Raw genomic sequence first — 14,284 nt, 5'->3', positions numbered from 1 at the left:
CCTGAATGGCCCCCAAGAAGAAGGTCACCGGCCTGATCAAGCTCCAGATCAAGGCGGGCGCCGCGAACCCGGCCCCCCCGATCGGTCCGGCGCTCGGTCAGCACGGCGTCAACATCATGGAGTTCTGCAAGGCGTACAACGCGCAGACCGAGTCGCAGCGCGGCAACGTCATCCCCGTCGAGATCACCGTCTACGAGGACCGCTCGTTCACCTTCATCCTGAAGACCCCGCCCGCGGCGGAGCTCATCAAGAAGGCCGCCGGCGTCGCCAAGGGCTCGTCGACCCCGCACACCGTGAAGGTCGCGAAGCTCACCATGGCGCAGGTCCGCGAGATCGCCGAGGCGAAGCAGACCGACCTCAACGCGAACGACATCGAGGCCGCCTCGAAGATCATCGCGGGCACCGCTCGGTCGATGGGCATCACGGTCGAGTAGTGCGGCGCACTGCTCGACCGTGATGCCCATCAAAGGCGGCAGCCCGGCGATCCAGTGGATCGCCGAACGCGGAAGAGCGTGTGACGTGACGGCGACCCCTCAATGGGGTCGCATGACACTCGTGCAGAGTCGGTTCCGACGCCGCACTACAGAACTCCAACATCCCGTGGGAGAGCCCGCCAGGCTCTAGAACCACATTCTCGTTTCAAGGAGAAACAACATGGCACAGAAGTCGAAGGCCTACCGGGCCGCCGCCGCCAAGCTCGAAGAGGGCAAGTTCTACACCGCCGACGAGGCCGTCGCGCTCGCGCGCGAGACCGGCTCCGCGAAGTTCAACAGCACCGTCGAGGTCGCGCTCAAGCTCGGGGTCGACCCGCGCAAGGCCGACCAGATGGTCCGCGGCACGGTCATCCTGCCGCACGGCACGGGCAAGACCGCCCGCGTCATCGTGTTCGCGACCGGTCCGGCCGCTGAGGCCGCGATCGCCGCGGGCGCCGACGAGGTCGGCGGCGCCGAGCTCATCGAGAAGGTCGCCGGCGGCTACACCTCGTTCGACTCCGCCGTCTCGACGCCGGAGCTCATGGGCCAGGTCGGCCGTCTCGGAAAGGTGCTCGGCCCCCGCGGCCTCATGCCCAACCCGAAGACCGGCACCGTGACCCCGGACGTGGCTCGCGCCGTGACCGAGATCAAGGGCGGAAAGATCGAGTTCCGCGTCGACAAGCACGCCAACGTGCACCTCGTCGTCGGCAAGGCCGCCTTCACGGAGGAGCAGCTCCAGGAGAACTTCAAGACGGCTCTCGACGAGATCGTCCGCCTGAAGCCGTCCTCCTCGAAGGGCCGCTACATCCAGAAGGCCGCCGTCTCGACGACCTTCGGCCCCGGCATCCCGCTGGACGTCAACGTCCTGGCCTGAGCCTCGGCACAGCACTGAGCTGCGGAAGCAGTGACGGGAGGGGATCCGCTTCGGCGGGTCCCCTCCTTCGTCGTTCCAGGGGCACCGCGCGCGCCGGGCATACTGAACGGCGTGTCCGACTCCCTCCCGCCGAGCGCAGACCCCGTGACCGTCCGCCGCGCCTCGGCTGCTGACGCCGAGGAGCTCGCCGCGGTCGCCGCCGCGACCTTTCCGCTGGCCTGCCCGCCGCACGTCACCGAGCAGGCGAAGGCGGACTTCATCCGGACCGTGCTGTCGGTCGAGCGCTTCCGCGGCTACCTCGCCGATCCGGGCCGCGTGCTGTTCCTGGCGGAGGACGACTCCGGGGCGCTCGGCTACACGATGCTCGTGCGGGGCGAGCCGTCCGACCCCGAGGCGGCGGTCGCGGTCACGGTCCGGCCGACGATCGAGCTGAGCAAGTGCTACGCGCTGCCCGACCGGCACGGCTCGGGCATCGCGGCGCGGCTGATGGCCGCGACCCTCGACGAGGCGCGCGCGATCGGCGCCCTGAGTATCTGGCTCGGCGTGAACCAGGAGAACGAGCGGGCGCGCCGCTTCTACGCGAAGCACGGCTTCGAGGTCGTCGGCGTCCGGCACTTCCGCGTCGGCGGCCGCCTCGAGGAGGACTTCGTCCTCGAGCGCCCCCTGCCCTGACGTCCTGCTCCCCTTCGCGAGATGCCACTTGTGCACGCCCGACACGGCGTGTCGCGTGCACAAGTGGCATCTCGCGGGAGGGGGGGGGCGGGTCAGCCCTCGGCGACGGTGAGGACGAGCTTGCCGCGGGTGTGGCCGGTCTCGAGCTGCGCGTGCGCGGCGCCGGCGGCGGAGAGCGGGTAGACGCCGTCGATGAAGACGCGGACGTCGCCCGACTCCAGCAGACGGGAGACGACGCCGAGCGTGGCGCCGTCGGGGGCGACGCGGAAGGTGGAGGCGCGGACTCCTGCGGCCGCCGCCTCCTCGAAGAACTCCGGCCAGCTGCCGGTCGGCGCGTTGACGATCAGCCCACCGGGGCGCAGCACCGACAGTGAGCGGGAGCCCGTGCTGTCGTGCACGTTGCCGACGAGGTCGATCACCACGTCGACGCCGTGCAGCAGCTCGTCGAAGCGCTCCGTGGTGTGGTCGATGACCTGATCGGCGCCGAGCTCGCGCAGCCACTGCAGGTTGCGGGTCGAGCCGGTCGCGATCACCGACGCGCCGAAGTAGGCGGCGAACTGTACGGCGAAGTGGCCGACGCCGCCGGAGCCGGCGTGGATCAGGATCCGCTGGCCCTCGTGCGCCTTCGCCAGCTCGACGACCATGCCCCAGGCGGTCAGCGCGGCGAGCGGCACCCCCGCCGCCTCGACGTGCGAGAGCGTCGACGGCTTGCGGGCCAGCGAGACGCTCGGGACGCTGACGTACTCGGCGTAGGAGCCGGAGTAGCGCGGCACCATCACGAAGCCGTAGACCTCGTCGCCGGGGCGCAGCGGGTGCGCCGGATAGGGGCTCGAGACGACGATGCCGGAGAAGTCGTGGCCGAGCACCGCCGGGTAGGAGGGAATCTGCGCGGCGACCCCCTTGCCCGCGCGCGTCTTCACATCGAGCGGGTTCACTCCCGCCGCGATCACCTTGACGGCGAACTCGGCGTTGATCGCGGTCGGCGTGGGCACCGTCGCCAGGTGGAGGACCGAGCAGTCGCCCGGGGCGTCGATGACCGCCGCCGTCATCGTCTCGGGGAGCACCACCTCCTCCGGGATGTCGCCGATCGCGAGGCCGTGGCCGAGCGCGCTGTTGTGCATCATCGCCCTTTCCTGATCCGGCGCCGGTGGTCCTTCGAGCAGGCGGGAGGCGGCTGTCCGCCCCGACCGACCCCGCTTCCGCGCGCCGCGTTCAGTCAAGCCCGGTAATGAGTCCGGGCTGTTTCGGCGGTGTCACCCCTCGGAGAAGAAAGCCTTCCTGTCCCCCGTACGGGAGGGGAGGGCAGCGACCCGGTCCTCGGATGGCACTCCCTGTGCTGTCTGGCACCATGAAGGGGTGCGACGACGAGCGAACGGCCCCCTTCTCGTGGTGGGGGCGCTCCTGGTCCTCGCGGGACTCTCCCTGCTGCTGGCAGCCCGCTTCAGCATCGGCACCAGCCGCTGGGTCTACGTCAGCGAGATGGGCGCGCCGGACCTGCCGACCGCCGGGACGTTCCGCATCGCCCTGCTGCTGGTCGCGGCGGGCGGCGTCGCGATCGCGATCGGGGCGCGAGCGGTGCGGACGCGGCTGCTGCCCGGCTTCCGGCCCGCGCTGGCGATCCTCCTCGCCGCGCTGTGCTTCGCGCTCGCCTCGCAGGTGACGTGCTCGGCGGGGTGCCCGCTCCCGGTCGGACCGCGGTTCAGCTGGCAGGACCTGATCCACACCTCGGCCGCGGTGCTCGGCTTCTCCGCGGCCTGCCTGGCGATGCTGCAGCTCGCCACCGCGCGGGAGCGGCCGGGTGTAGCGCGGCTCTCGCTGGTCGCGGGCGTCGCGGTGGCCCTGGTCGCCGGGACCGGCGCGATCTTCTCGCTGCTGCGGCTCTGGCTGGGCGTGGGCGGCACGCTCGAGTTCGTCGCGACGGCCATCGCCGTGCTGTGGCTGGCCGTCTTCGGGCTGGTGCTGGCGGGCGAGGAGTTCAGGGGAGCACGCGCGAGCGAGCGGGGATTCGCCGGCGAGGAGCTCAGCGGCCGAGCCACTCCCGGACGTGGCCGCGGATCCGCTCCTGCTGCTGCGCCAGACCGGCGTCCCGCGACGGGACCCGCTCGAGGTCTGCGTCCGGAAGAGCCCTAGCCCACTGCTCGGCGACCGCCACGGGATGCACCGGGTCGCGGTCGGCCGCGATCACGAGCGTGCGCGCGATGACCTCGCCGAGCTCGCCGGAGTCGCGGTAGGCGGCGTTCCGCGGGATCTCGGCCAGGCGGACGGCCCGCTCCTGCGCCTGCGGCGACCGGAACTGCAGGCAGAGCGCCTCCGCCGACGCGGGTGACACCTGGGCCGCGCGCTCGAAGAGGCCGGAGGCGCGGAAGAGCCGCTCGCCGCGCTTGGCGCCATGGTCGTGCAGCAGCTGCGCGATGACGGGGAAGACCGTGAGGTTTTCCGGCAGCGGCTCCGCGGTGAAGGCGGGGCGGACGAACACGGCGCGGTCGATCGGCAGGACCTTCCGGCTGGCGAGCCGCAGGGCGATCGCGGCGCCCATCGAGATGCCGAGGACGGTGAGCGGCTTGTGCGCGGCTCCGGCCCGGATCACGTGCTCGGTCACCTCGTCCGCCAGGGCGTCGAGCGAGAAGTCGGCCGCCCCGCCGATCAGCTCGGAGGTGCCGTGCGCGCGGACGTCCGGGGCGATGACCTCGGTGCCGGCCGGCAGCGCCGCGCGCAGGAGGCCGAGCGGCTGGGAGCGGTCGCCGCCCAGGCCGTGCAGGAGCAGGGCGGTCACCGCCGGCCCGCGCGCGTTCTCTCGTGCAGCTCGGCCATCAGCATGCCGGCGAGGCGGACCAGCACGTGGATCTCGTCCTCGTCGCGGTCGACCCAGCGGAACTCGGGGACGGCGTCGATCGGCACGAAGTCGCGGTGCTGCTCCCAGACGACGAGGGTGCGCTCGGCGCCGAGGACGTACTGCTGCCAGAAGACCTGGCGCAGGTAGTGGCGCGGGATGCTGCGCCACTGCTTCGAGGTCGTCTTGATCTCGCAGAGCTCGAGGCGGCCGTCCTCGCGGAGGCCGATGCCGTCGGGGGTGGCCAGGTGGCGGCGCTCCTGGCTCGCGTGGAAGAGGGTGCTGCTCGGCTCGATGGCGTGCTCGCGGAGCACCCAGGCGGCGATCTCCGGCTCGCGGGCGCGGCCGTGGTCGGTGAAGGCGTTGCCGCTGAAGCTCGATCCGTAGAGCTTGTCGAGCGCGGCGCGATCGATGGCCGCGGGGGAGGACAGGCGGGCGACGTCGGTCGCGGTGATGCCCCGCGAGCGGGCGCGCAGCCAGGCGACGCGGTCGGAGGAGTCGGCGACCACTCGGCGGAGGTGCGGCGGCTTCGCGTCCACGAAGACGGGTTGCGTCTCCCAGGGGAACGAGAGCTGCAGATCGGGCACCGATTCATTCTCTGCCTGTCGGGCCGTCCTGCCCAACCGGCACGCCGCGGCGGGGGGAGGTGCGATTGCACGTCAGGGCGCCGCGCACTGTCCTGGAGCATCGCTACCATGCCGGATGGCTTCCTTCACCTCGGACGTGATCCTGCTCTGCCTCACCCGCGACGGCGCCTGGGCGGGCGGCGGCACCGGCCCCTCGGAGGCGGCCGGAGCGGCTGCCGTGGCCGATGCGGTGCTCTCCGGAGCGCTGCGCCTCGAGGAGGGGCGGCTCGTCACGGTCGAGGCGTCCCGGGTGCCTGCGGCGCTGGCCGCCGTGCTCGAGCGCACCACGGATCCGGGCGCCGTCGTCGGTGAGCTGGGCGAGGACGCGCTCCGGGCCGGGCTCGAGGAGCTCGAGGCGCGCGGCGATCTGACCGTGCAGCGCTCGCGGTTCCTCGGGATGCTGCCGACCGTGCGGATCACGGTGCTCGACGACGCGCGGCGCAGTGCGCTCCTCGCCGAGCTGACCGCCCTCGTCGAGGGCGAGCCGGCGGGGGAGCGCGGCGTCCTCGCCTTCGCGATCCTGGACGCCGCGCGCATCCTGCCCTTCGTCCGGGCGGTCTCGGAGGAGCGGCGCGTCGAGATCCTCCGCGGGGCGATCGACGCCGGCGGTCTCGCCGAGGGGGCGGCGCGGTCGGTCGAGCAGCTGCGGGTCGCGGTCTACACCTCCGTCTTCGCGGCGGGCCCGCTCCGCTGAGCGGCCCTCCGTCCCTGCCGACGGCGGCGCGAGCGGACGCGGAGCGGGGCGCGAGGCGCGCGCACACCCCGAGAGGCGTCCGGTCGGGGTCGGCGCCACGAGCGAGAGGACGCGAACAGGGGTCGGCGGATCTCGCGGAGCCCGTCGACCGTCCACTCGACGACGGAGCACGCGGAGCGGTCAGGCGCTGAGGAAGGCGTCGACCTCGGCGGGGGAGAGCAGGTGGCGGCGGACCATCAGGGCGGCGCCGCGGACGCCGCCGCCGGTGTCGCCGGAGGCCTGCACGATGTCGAGGGCGCGGGTCGCCAGGGGGAGGGAGCGGCGGTAGACCACCTCGCGGACGCCGGCGAGGACCTCGTGGCTCGCCTCCGCGATGCTGCCGCCGATGACGATGACGGAGGGGTTGAGCAGGTTGACGCAGGTCGCGAGCACCTCGCCGAGGTCGCGGCCGGCGGCGCGGGTCAGCTCGACGGTGGTCGGCTCGCCGGCGGTGAGCAGGGCGACGACGTCGGAGGTCCGGGCGACCGGGAGGCCGGCGGCGGTGTGCAGGCCTGCGGCGGTGAGGCGGCGGGCGATGGCCGAGCCGCTCGCGATCGCCTCGAGGTCGGCCTCGCCGCGGTCGCCGGGCACCTGCACGTGGCCGAGATCGCCCGCCGCGCCGAGGGCGCCGCGCTGGAGGGCGCCGCCGCTGACGATGCCGGCGCCGATGCCGGTGGAGACCTTCACGTAGAGGAGGTCGTCGACGTCGGCGTAGTGGGCGGCGTGCTCGCCGAGCGCGAGCAGGTTCACGTCGTTGTCGACGAGGACGGGGACGGCGAGGCGGCCACCGACCGCGGCGGGGATGTCGAAGCGGTCCCAGCCGGGCATGATCGGCGGCTTCACCGGGCGGCCGGTCGCGTGCTCGACCGGCCCGGGGACGCCGACGCCGACGCCCGCGAGCGGACCGGCGCCGGGGGTCTGCGCGAGCAGCGCGTCGGCGACGTCGAGGGCGTGGCCGAGGACGACCTGCGGGCCGTCCGCGATCGCGATCGCCTCGCGCCGCTCGGCCAGGACGCGGCCGTCGAGGTCCGTCAGGGCGACGGTGGCGTGCGCGGCACCGAAGTCGATGACGAGGAGGCTGCGCGCGCGGGCGTCGAAGGCGACGCGGCCGGCCGGGCGCCCGCCGGAGGAGGGGGCGTCGTCGCGGCGGGCGACGAGACCCGTCGCGATCAGCGCGTCGAGCTGCGCGGAGACGGCGGCGCGGGGCAGGCCGGTCTCGGCGACGACGTCGGCCCGGGTGCGCGGCGCTCCGTCGGCGAGCAGGAGCAGCAGCTCGCCCACCGCGCTGATCGAGGAGCGGCGGCGCGGGGACATGGCTGGAGTCAACCACAGGGGGGTCGGCTTCTGCGCGTCGGGAGCACGCTTTCCCGCGCCGCACCCAGGGGTTTTGCTTGGCGGGAAGCAAAAGTCCGCGTAGGGTCGGGGGACCAATGTTCGACGTCGATCAGGAGCACCCCCCGGTGGCCACACCCTCAGACCTCTCCGTCCAGCTCTACTCGGTCCGCGACGCGCTCGCGGAGGACCTGCCGGCCGCGCTGGACCGGCTCGCCGGACTCGGCTTCGCGAAGGTCGAGCTGTTCGACCTGGTGAACCGCGCCGACGCGTACCGCTCCGCTCTCCCGGCCGCCGGCCTCACCGCGCCGAGCGCGCACGCCCGGCTGCTCGAGACCGGGGCGCCGGTCGAGGAGATCCTCGACATCGCCGCCTCGCTCGGGGTGCAGACCGTGATCGACCCGATGGTCGACCCGGAGCGCTGGACCAGCGCCGACGGCGTGAAGGCGATCGCCGACGAGCTCAATGCGCTCGTCGACTCCGCCGCCTCGCGCGGGATGGTGCTCGGCTACCACAACCACGCCTTCGAGTTCGAGAACCGCGTCGACGGCCGCAGCGCCTTCGAGCACCTCGCGGGCCTCCTCGACCCGCGCATCGTCCTCGAGCTGGACACTTACTGGGCCGCGGTCGGCGGTGACGACCCGGTGGAGGTGCTCGGCCGACTCGGCGACCGGGTGCAGTTCCTGCACGTGAAGGACGGGCCGATCTCGAAGGAGACGTCCGAGCAGCTGCCCGCGGGCGAGGGGGCGATGGACGTCCCGGCGATCCTCGCCGCCGCCCCGCAGGCCCTGGCCGTCCTCGAGTTCGACGCCTACGCGGGCGACGTCTTCGAGGGCCTCGCCTCCGGTCTCCGCTACGTCTCGGAGCTCGGCGCATGAGCGGCACCGGGCGCGTCGGCGTCGGCGTCATCGGCGCCGGCAACATCAGCACGCAGTACCTGACCAACCTCACCGTCTTCCCCGACCTCGAGGTGCTCTTCGTCGCCGACATCGACCTCGACCGTGCGCAGGCGCAGGCGGAGGCGTTCGGCGTGCCGGCCTCCGGCACGGTGGACGAGCTGCTCGCGCACCCCGGCATCGAGATCGTGGTGAACCTCACGATCCCGGCCGCGCACGTCGAGGTCGCGCGCAAGGCCGTCGAGGCGGGCAAGCACGTCTGGACCGAGAAGCCGTTCTCGCTCGACCGCGACAGCGGCGTGGAGCTGCTCGCGCTCGCGAAGGAGAAGGGGCTGCGGGTCGCCACGGCGCCCGACACCTTCCTCGGTGCCGGCCTGCAGACCGCGCAGCGCCTCATCGAGGGCGGAGCCATCGGCACGCCGCTCTCGGCGATCACGCTCTTCCAGGGCCCCGGCCCCGAGGGCTGGCACCCGAACCCCGAGTTCTTCTTCACCACCGGCGGCGGACCGCTGCTGGACATGGGGCCGTACTACATCACGACCCTCGTGCAGAACCTCGGCCCGGTCGAGAGCGTCACCGCGGTCTCCTCGCAGGCCCGGGCCACCCGGACGGTCGGCTCCGGCCCGCGCGAGGGCACCGAGTTCCCCGTGACGATCCCCACGCACATCGGCGGGCTCCTGCGCTTCGAGTCCGGCGCCTCGGCGCAGGGCGTCTGGAGCTTCGAGTCGAGCCTGCCGCGGATGGGCTTCGTCGAGATCAACGGCTCCGAGGGCACCCTCGTGCTCCCCGACCCGAACATGCACGACGGCGAGCTGACGCTGTACCGGCGCGGCGAGTCCGAGCCCGAGGTCGTCCAGGCGACCGGCTCGACCGCCTCGCGCGGCACGGGTGTGCTCGAGCTCGCGCGGGCGATCCGCGCCGACCGTCCCGAGGCGGCCTCGGGCGACCTGGCCTACCACGTGACCGACGTGATGCTGTCGCTGCTCGAGGCCGCCGAGACCGGCGAGAAGGTGCTCGTCGAGAGCACCGTCGCGCCCCGCCCCGCTCTGCCCGAGGACTGGGACCCGAGCGAAGCGACGCTCGTCTGATGGGCGGACCCCTGCGGGTCGGCGTGCTCGGCGGCGGCTTCATGGCCGCCGTGCACAGCCGCGCGGCCCGCAGTGCGGGCGCGGTGCTCGCGGGCATCGCCTCCTCCAGCCCGGCGAAGGGCGAGCGGGCGGCCGGCGAGCTCGGCTTCGAGGTCGCCTACGACGACGCTCTCGCGCTGATCGAGGACGACTCGATCGACGTGGTGCACGTCTGCACGCCGAACGGGACGCACGCCGAGCTCGCCCTCGCGGCGATCGCGGCGGGCAAGCACGTGGTCTGCGAGAAGCCGCTCGCGGCGACGACCGCGGAGGCGACCGCGCTCGTCGACGCCGCGTCGGCCGCCGGAGTGGTCGCCACGGTGCCGTTCGCCTACCGGTTCCACCCGATGGTGCGCGAGGCGCGGGCGCGGGTCGCGGCCGGCGAGACCGGGCGGCTCGTGACGGTGCGCGGGAGCTATCTGCAGGACTGGCTGCTCGGCGCGTCCGACGACAACTGGCGGGTCGACCCGGCGGCGGGCGGGCGCTCCCGCGCCTTCGCCGACATCGGCTCGCACCTGGTCGATCTGCTCGAGTTCGTGACCGGCGAGCGGATCGCGGCGCTCGCCTCGCTCACGAGCACCGTGCACGCCGAGCGCGGCGGGCGTCGGGTCGAGACGGAGGACGCGGCCGGGGTGGTCGTCCGCCTCGCGGGAGGCGCCGTCGGCACGCTGCTCGTCTCGCAGGTGACCGCCGGGCACCGGAACGAGCTGGTGCTCGAGGTCTCGGGGCTCGAGGAGTCGCTGCGGTTCGAGCAGGAGCTGCCGGAGACGCTGTGGGTCGGGCGGCGCGACAGCGCGCTGCTGGTCCCGCGCGACGGGTCGATCCTCCGCCCGGACGCCGCGCGGCTCTCGATCGTGCCGAGCGGGCATCCGATGGGCTATCAGGACGCGTTCACCGCGTTCGCCCGGGACACCTACGCCGCCGTCGCGGGTGCCGAGGTCGCGGGTCTGCCGACCTTCGCCGACGGCCTGCGCGCCGCCCGCATCACGGACGCCGTGCTCGACGCGTCGGCGGCCGGCGCCTGGGTGGACGTCCCGGCCTAGCCGTCTCCGCGAGATGCCACTTGTGCACGCCTTTCACGGCGTGTCGCGTGCACAGGTGGCATCTCGCGGCAGTCCGGCCTACGCGGACTCGGCGTCCTTCGCGGCTCGCTCGGACTTGAGGCGGGCCTGCTCGCGGCGGACCTCGGCGTAGGAGTTCTGCTCGACGCGGAGCCACTCGGGGACCTCGTCGAGGAGGGCCTGGATCTGCTCGGTGGTCAGAGCCTCGTCGATGCCGCCGCGGGCGAGACCCGAGATCGAGACGTTGAGGCGCGAGGCGATGACGGGGCGCGGGTGCGGGCCGGTCTCGCGGAGCTTCGTCAGCCACTCGGGCGGGTTCGCGACGAGGTCGTCGTACTGCTCGCGGGTGATCGCCGACTCCTGGAACTCCTCCGGAGTCGCGGGGAGGAAGATCTGGAGCTTCTTCGCCGCGGTCGCAGCCTTCATCGTCTGTGTCGCCTTGGCCATGCGGCAACCCTACCGGTGGGCGCGCAGCACCTACCCTGGACGGATGAGCGACGAGCCGGACCCCCGCGAGCAGCCGGCACCCCGCGAGGACGCGGTCGGCCTGGACGACGGGGCCGATGTCGCTGAGACGGACCTCGAGACGCCGGAGATGGTCGACGTCGAGCCGGACGACATCGAGCCGGACGACATCGAGCCCGACGACGTCGAGCCCGAAGGTCCCGCGCTTCTGATCGCGCTGGTGCCCGGCGTCACGCCGACCAAGTGGACCCGGGTCTGGTCCGAGCGCCGCCCCGACCTGCGGCTCCGTGTGCTCCCGATCGCCGAGAGCGAGCAGGAGGAGGTGCTGCGCGACGGCCGCGCGCAGATCGTCTTCGTCCGCGGGGACGTGCGTAGCGACTCCGTCAGCTCGATCCTGCTCTACGAGGAGCAGCCCGTCGCGATCCTGCCCCGGGACCACCCGTTCGCCGACGCCGAGGAGATGGACGTCGCCGACCTCGCCGACGAGCACCTGCTGCAGGAGCCGGAGGCGGTGCCGGAGTGGGCGGCGCTCGCCGCGGAGATCGCGGACGGCACCCGCCGGGCGCTGCCGCGGATGGCCGGCCTCGACGACGCCGTCGAGCAGGTCGCGGCCGGGGTCGGCGTGCTGATCGTGCCGCAGTCCGTCGCCCGCGTGCACAGCCGGAAGGACGTGCGGGTCGTCCCCGTCACCGGAGTCGCGCCCACGAGCGTCCGGCTCGCCTGGGCGACCGAGGACAAGACCGACGACGTCGAGGACTTCATCGGCGTGGTCCGCGGCCGCAGCGCGAACACCACGCGCGGCACAGCGGCGACGCCGAAGGTCGAGTCGCGGGCGAAGGCGGCGAAGGCGAAGGCCCGCGAGGCGCGGGAGAAGGCCGAGAAGGCGGGCGGCGGGAAGAAGAAGCCGGCTCGCCCCGGCGGCACCGCGCGGCCGGCGGTGCGGCGGACCCGGAAGCCCCGTGGGCGCTGAGCCCGACCGGGTTCCGCGCTGGAGCCTCCGGGCGGGGCGGCTCGACGACGCCCCGGTGATCGCCGAGCTGCGCGCCGTGGTGATGCGGCCCGATCTCGAGCGGCTCGACCGCTACGACGAGCACCGGGTGCGGCACCGGTTCCTGGACGGGTACCGGCCTGAGCACACCCGCGTGATCGAGGTGGACGGCGGGCTCGTCGGCTGCATCGCGTCGCGCCTCGAGGACGACGCGGTCTGGATCGAGCACTTCTACCTCGCGACCGCCGCGCAGGGGCAGGGGATCGGCGGGGCGGTCCTCCGGCGGGTGATGCTCGAGGACGGGCGCGCCGACCGGTCGTTCCGCCTCGACGTGCTGCGGGGGAGCGCCGCCCGGCGGCTCTACGAGCGGCACGGCTTCCGCTGGGAGCGTCCCGAGGGGGAGTGGGACGAGATCCTCGTCGCGCCGCCGCTCGCGCTTGCGGCGGGCTGACCGCGACTCCGGAGCACCTCCGGAGCACCTCCGGCTCGCGGAATCGGCTCCGGCTCGCGGGAATCGGCCGTTCCGGCGAGCCGGACGAGGTTCCGCGTGCCGGAGGTCCGCCAGGGGGTGCGCTCCCGGCTCGCGGGGCTAGGGTGCGCAGATGCCCACGAGCGATGAGACCTGGACCCTGGCCGACCACGATGTACCGGTGTACTGCAGCGGAGAGGGCGGGCGCGTCCTGATCCTGATCCACGAGGTGTGGGGTGTCGACGGCCACATCCGCTCGGTCGCCGACCGGTACGCGGCCGAGGGCTTCCGGGTCGTCGCGCCCGAGCTGCTCGCCGACAGCGGGCTGCTCGAGCAGCTCGAGAGCGAGCAGCGCGCGGACTACGACCACCCGGTCCGCCGGCTGCCGCGCCAGGTGGAGCTGCGGACGTTCTTCGCCCCGGTGTTCACGCCGCAGCACGCGGTGCGGACGATCGCGATCCTCCGGGCGCTGGTCGAGCGGCTCCTGCGCGAGGAGGGGACGACGAGCGTCTCGGTCACCGGCTTCTGCTACGGCGGGACCTTCAGCTGGGCCCTCGCGCTCGCGGAGCCGCGCCTGGCCGCGGCCGTGCCGTTCTACGGGCACAACACGGCCTCGGCGGAGGAGCTCGGCTCGCTGCGCGTGCCGGTCCTCGCCTTCTATGGCGATCAGGACGAACCGCTGATGGCGCAGGTCCCCGGGATCCGCGAGGCGACCGCGGGCAAGGACGTGGAGATCGTCGTGTATCCGGGAGCCGGGCACGCGTTCTTCAACGACGCGAACGAGGGCATGTACCGGGCGGATGCGGCGACGGACGCGTGGCCGCGTGCGCTGGCGTTCCTGCGGGAGCACGCGGGCTGAGGCGGGGCCTCAGCGGGAGGCGCGGCCGACCGAGGAGCAGGCGCTTTCTGCTGGTCGAGTAGCGCGCAGCGCGTATCGAGACCCGCTGTTCGAACGGTGGTGGATCTCGATACGCCCGCTGCGCGGGCTACTCGATCAGCAGGACTGCGCTGCATGGTGCATGCAGCTCCTCGATCAGCATGGGCTCACGCGACGTCGCGGACGTGGCCGTTCTTGAGGTGCAGGCGGCGCTGGGCGCGGCGGGCGACGGCGGAGTCGTGGGTGACGATGACGAGGGTGAGGCCGAGGTCCTTCCAGAGGGTCTCGAGCAGGGTCATGATGTCGTCGCGGGTGTCCTCGTCGAGGGCGCCGGTCGGCTCGTCGGCGAGGAGCACCGTCGGGTTCTTGACCAGTGCGCGGGCGATGGCGACGCGCTGCTGCTGACCGCCGGAGAGCTCGGCGGGCAGGTGGTCGAGCCGGTCGGCGAGGCCGACGGAGGCGAGGGCCGCCTTCGCCCGCTCGGCCCGCTCCGCCCGGGAGACGCGCTGGGGAGCGAGGGCCGTCTCGACGTTCTCGAGCGCGGTGAGCGTCGGGATCAGATTGAAGCTCTGGAAGACGATCCCCACCTCCCGCGCCCGGATCGCGGCGAGGCGCGCGTCGCCCGCCGAGGAGATCTCGTGCTCGCCGAGGACGACGGTGCCCGAGGTGGGGCGGTCGAGGGCGCCGAGCATCTGCAGCAGCGTCGACTTGCCGCCGCCGGTCGGGCCCTGGATCGCGACCATCTGCCCGTCGGGGATCGTGAGGGTGACGTCCTTCAGCGCGGTGACCGTCGTCTTCGCTCCGTCGTAGCTCTTGGTGACGTTCGTGAGGGTGTACATGCGGGTGTCCTTCCGGGGACGA

Annotated in this window: 17 protein-coding genes; 11 read left to right on the top strand and 6 right to left on the bottom strand. The window is 73.3% G+C overall.

The window, feature by feature from the left end; all coding sequences use genetic code 11:
• Positions 1-5: 5 nt before the first annotated feature.
• The 3 genes from rplK to EDF36_RS15660 all read left to right on the top strand — a co-directional run bounded on the left by rplK (position 6) and on the right by EDF36_RS15660 (position 2,019).
• On the top strand, positions 6-434 hold the full coding sequence (rplK, locus tag EDF36_RS15670) for a 50S ribosomal protein L11 (RefSeq protein WP_123705299.1): 429 nt from the start codon (positions 6-8) through the stop codon (positions 432-434).
• A gap of 220 nt (positions 435-654) precedes the next feature.
• Complete coding sequence (gene rplA, locus EDF36_RS15665) at positions 655-1,347, top strand: 50S ribosomal protein L1 (protein ID WP_123447821.1); 693 nt, start codon at positions 655-657, stop codon at positions 1,345-1,347.
• Positions 1,348-1,458: 111 nt separating this feature from the next.
• A complete protein-coding gene (locus tag EDF36_RS15660) occupies positions 1,459-2,019 on the top strand; it encodes a GNAT family N-acetyltransferase (protein WP_185020509.1) in 561 nt (186 codons plus the stop codon).
• Between the two features lie 92 nt (positions 2,020-2,111).
• Here the strand turns inward: EDF36_RS15660 and EDF36_RS15655 are convergent, their stop codons facing one another.
• Positions 2,112-3,140: an NADP-dependent oxidoreductase gene (locus EDF36_RS15655; RefSeq protein WP_397459907.1), complete on the bottom strand. Its 1,029-nt coding sequence runs from the start codon at positions 3,138-3,140 to the stop codon at positions 2,112-2,114.
• A 235-nt stretch (positions 3,141-3,375) separates the two neighbouring features.
• Here EDF36_RS15655 and EDF36_RS15650 point away from each other — a divergent pair, with 235 nt between their 5' ends.
• A complete protein-coding gene (locus EDF36_RS15650; protein WP_123733702.1) occupies positions 3,376-4,149 on the top strand; it encodes a DUF998 domain-containing protein in 774 nt (257 codons plus the stop codon).
• On the opposite strand, the gene EDF36_RS21345 is transcribed toward EDF36_RS15650, so the two are convergent.
• Together EDF36_RS21345 and EDF36_RS21340 are read right to left on the bottom strand one after the other, a co-directional pair.
• Positions 4,040-4,792, bottom strand: coding sequence for an alpha/beta fold hydrolase (locus EDF36_RS21345; protein ID WP_185020508.1), 753 nt, complete (start codon positions 4,790-4,792; stop codon positions 4,040-4,042). The genes EDF36_RS15650 and EDF36_RS21345 overlap by 110 nt on opposite strands.
• Positions 4,789-5,436 (bottom strand): YqaJ viral recombinase family protein, encoded by a 648-nt coding sequence (locus tag EDF36_RS21340; protein WP_159422160.1) that lies wholly within the window; start codon positions 5,434-5,436, stop codon positions 4,789-4,791. The genes EDF36_RS21345 and EDF36_RS21340 overlap by 4 nt, the downstream gene beginning before the upstream one ends.
• Before the next feature lie 115 nt (positions 5,437-5,551).
• Here EDF36_RS21340 and EDF36_RS15640 point away from each other — a divergent pair, with 115 nt between their 5' ends.
• Entirely contained in the window at positions 5,552-6,169 is a 618-nt protein-coding gene (locus tag EDF36_RS15640; protein ID WP_185020507.1) for a GPP34 family phosphoprotein, read from the top strand.
• Positions 6,170-6,349: 180 nt separating this feature from the next.
• Here the strand turns inward: EDF36_RS15640 and EDF36_RS15635 are convergent, their stop codons facing one another.
• On the bottom strand, positions 6,350-7,522 hold the full coding sequence (locus EDF36_RS15635; protein ID WP_123733699.1) for an ROK family protein: 1,173 nt from the start codon (positions 7,520-7,522) through the stop codon (positions 6,350-6,352).
• Positions 7,523-7,668: 146 nt separating this feature from the next.
• On the opposite strand from EDF36_RS15635, the gene EDF36_RS15630 reads away from it, so the two are divergent.
• From EDF36_RS15630 to EDF36_RS15620, 3 genes are read left to right on the top strand one after another with little or no spacing between them, the layout of a single operon-like run.
• On the top strand, positions 7,669-8,418 hold the full coding sequence (locus tag EDF36_RS15630) for a sugar phosphate isomerase/epimerase (RefSeq protein WP_260300744.1): 750 nt from the start codon (positions 7,669-7,671) through the stop codon (positions 8,416-8,418).
• Positions 8,415-9,524, top strand: a complete 1,110-nt coding sequence (locus EDF36_RS15625; protein WP_123733697.1) for a Gfo/Idh/MocA family protein — start codon at positions 8,415-8,417, stop codon at positions 9,522-9,524. The genes EDF36_RS15630 and EDF36_RS15625 overlap by 4 nt, the downstream gene beginning before the upstream one ends.
• Positions 9,524-10,606 carry a Gfo/Idh/MocA family protein gene (locus EDF36_RS15620; protein WP_123733696.1) on the top strand — a complete coding sequence of 361 codons (1,083 nt, stop codon included), beginning with the start codon at positions 9,524-9,526 and terminating at the stop codon, positions 10,604-10,606. The genes EDF36_RS15625 and EDF36_RS15620 overlap by 1 nt, the downstream gene beginning before the upstream one ends.
• Positions 10,607-10,684: 78 nt before the next feature.
• Here the strand turns inward: EDF36_RS15620 and EDF36_RS15615 are convergent, their stop codons facing one another.
• Complete coding sequence (locus EDF36_RS15615) at positions 10,685-11,071, bottom strand: DUF5997 family protein (protein ID WP_123447814.1); 387 nt, start codon at positions 11,069-11,071, stop codon at positions 10,685-10,687.
• Between the two features lie 43 nt (positions 11,072-11,114).
• Between EDF36_RS15615 and EDF36_RS15610 the strand changes: the two genes are divergently transcribed.
• From EDF36_RS15610 to EDF36_RS15600, 3 genes are all read left to right on the top strand, one after another.
• Positions 11,115-12,059, top strand: coding sequence for a LysR family substrate-binding domain-containing protein (locus EDF36_RS15610; protein ID WP_185020506.1), 945 nt, complete (start codon positions 11,115-11,117; stop codon positions 12,057-12,059).
• Positions 12,049-12,528, top strand: coding sequence for a GNAT family N-acetyltransferase (locus tag EDF36_RS15605; RefSeq protein ID WP_260300743.1), 480 nt, complete (start codon positions 12,049-12,051; stop codon positions 12,526-12,528). The genes EDF36_RS15610 and EDF36_RS15605 overlap by 11 nt, the downstream gene beginning before the upstream one ends.
• A 151-nt stretch (positions 12,529-12,679) precedes the next feature.
• The gene (locus EDF36_RS15600; RefSeq protein ID WP_123733694.1) at positions 12,680-13,405 is read left to right on the top strand and encodes a dienelactone hydrolase family protein; all 726 of its coding nucleotides are present in this window, start codon (positions 12,680-12,682) and stop codon (positions 13,403-13,405) included.
• 185 nt (positions 13,406-13,590) lie between these two features.
• On the opposite strand, the gene EDF36_RS15595 is transcribed toward EDF36_RS15600, so the two are convergent.
• The gene (locus EDF36_RS15595; protein WP_123733693.1) at positions 13,591-14,262 is read right to left on the bottom strand and encodes an ABC transporter ATP-binding protein; all 672 of its coding nucleotides are present in this window, start codon (positions 14,260-14,262) and stop codon (positions 13,591-13,593) included.
• Positions 14,263-14,284 lie beyond the last annotated feature (22 nt).

It is taken from the genome of Rathayibacter sp. PhB152 (genome assembly GCF_003751395.1).
GTDB classification, from domain to species: domain Bacteria; phylum Actinomycetota; class Actinomycetes; order Actinomycetales; family Microbacteriaceae; genus Rathayibacter; species Rathayibacter festucae.
The sequence above is the reverse complement of the archived record's forward strand: the minus strand, read 5'-3'. Positions and strand labels throughout refer to the sequence as shown.

Bases quoted from the DNA above. Each gene is read 5' to 3' on its own strand.
- EDF36_RS15625 (WP_123733697.1), top strand. From the start codon at position 8,415: ATGAGCGGCACCGGGCGCGTCGGCGTCGGCGTCATCGGCGCCGGCAAC.
- EDF36_RS15635 (WP_123733699.1), bottom strand. From the start codon at position 7,522: ATGTCCCCGCGCCGCCGCTCCTCGATCAGCGCGGTGGGCGAGCTGCTG.
- EDF36_RS15615 (WP_123447814.1), bottom strand. From the start codon at position 11,071: ATGGCCAAGGCGACACAGACGATGAAGGCTGCGACCGCGGCGAAGAAG.
- EDF36_RS15620 (WP_123733696.1), top strand. From the start codon at position 9,524: ATGGGCGGACCCCTGCGGGTCGGCGTGCTCGGCGGCGGCTTCATGGCC.
- EDF36_RS15640 (WP_185020507.1), top strand. From the start codon at position 5,552: ATGGCTTCCTTCACCTCGGACGTGATCCTGCTCTGCCTCACCCGCGAC.
- EDF36_RS15595 (WP_123733693.1), bottom strand. From the start codon at position 14,262: ATGTACACCCTCACGAACGTCACCAAGAGCTACGACGGAGCGAAGACG.
- rplK (WP_123705299.1), top strand. From the start codon at position 6: ATGGCCCCCAAGAAGAAGGTCACCGGCCTGATCAAGCTCCAGATCAAG.
- EDF36_RS15600 (WP_123733694.1), top strand. From the start codon at position 12,680: ATGCCCACGAGCGATGAGACCTGGACCCTGGCCGACCACGATGTACCG.
- EDF36_RS15610 (WP_185020506.1), top strand. From the start codon at position 11,115: ATGAGCGACGAGCCGGACCCCCGCGAGCAGCCGGCACCCCGCGAGGAC.
- rplA (WP_123447821.1), top strand. From the start codon at position 655: ATGGCACAGAAGTCGAAGGCCTACCGGGCCGCCGCCGCCAAGCTCGAA.
- EDF36_RS15655 (WP_397459907.1), bottom strand. From the start codon at position 3,140: ATGCACAACAGCGCGCTCGGCCACGGCCTCGCGATCGGCGACATCCCG.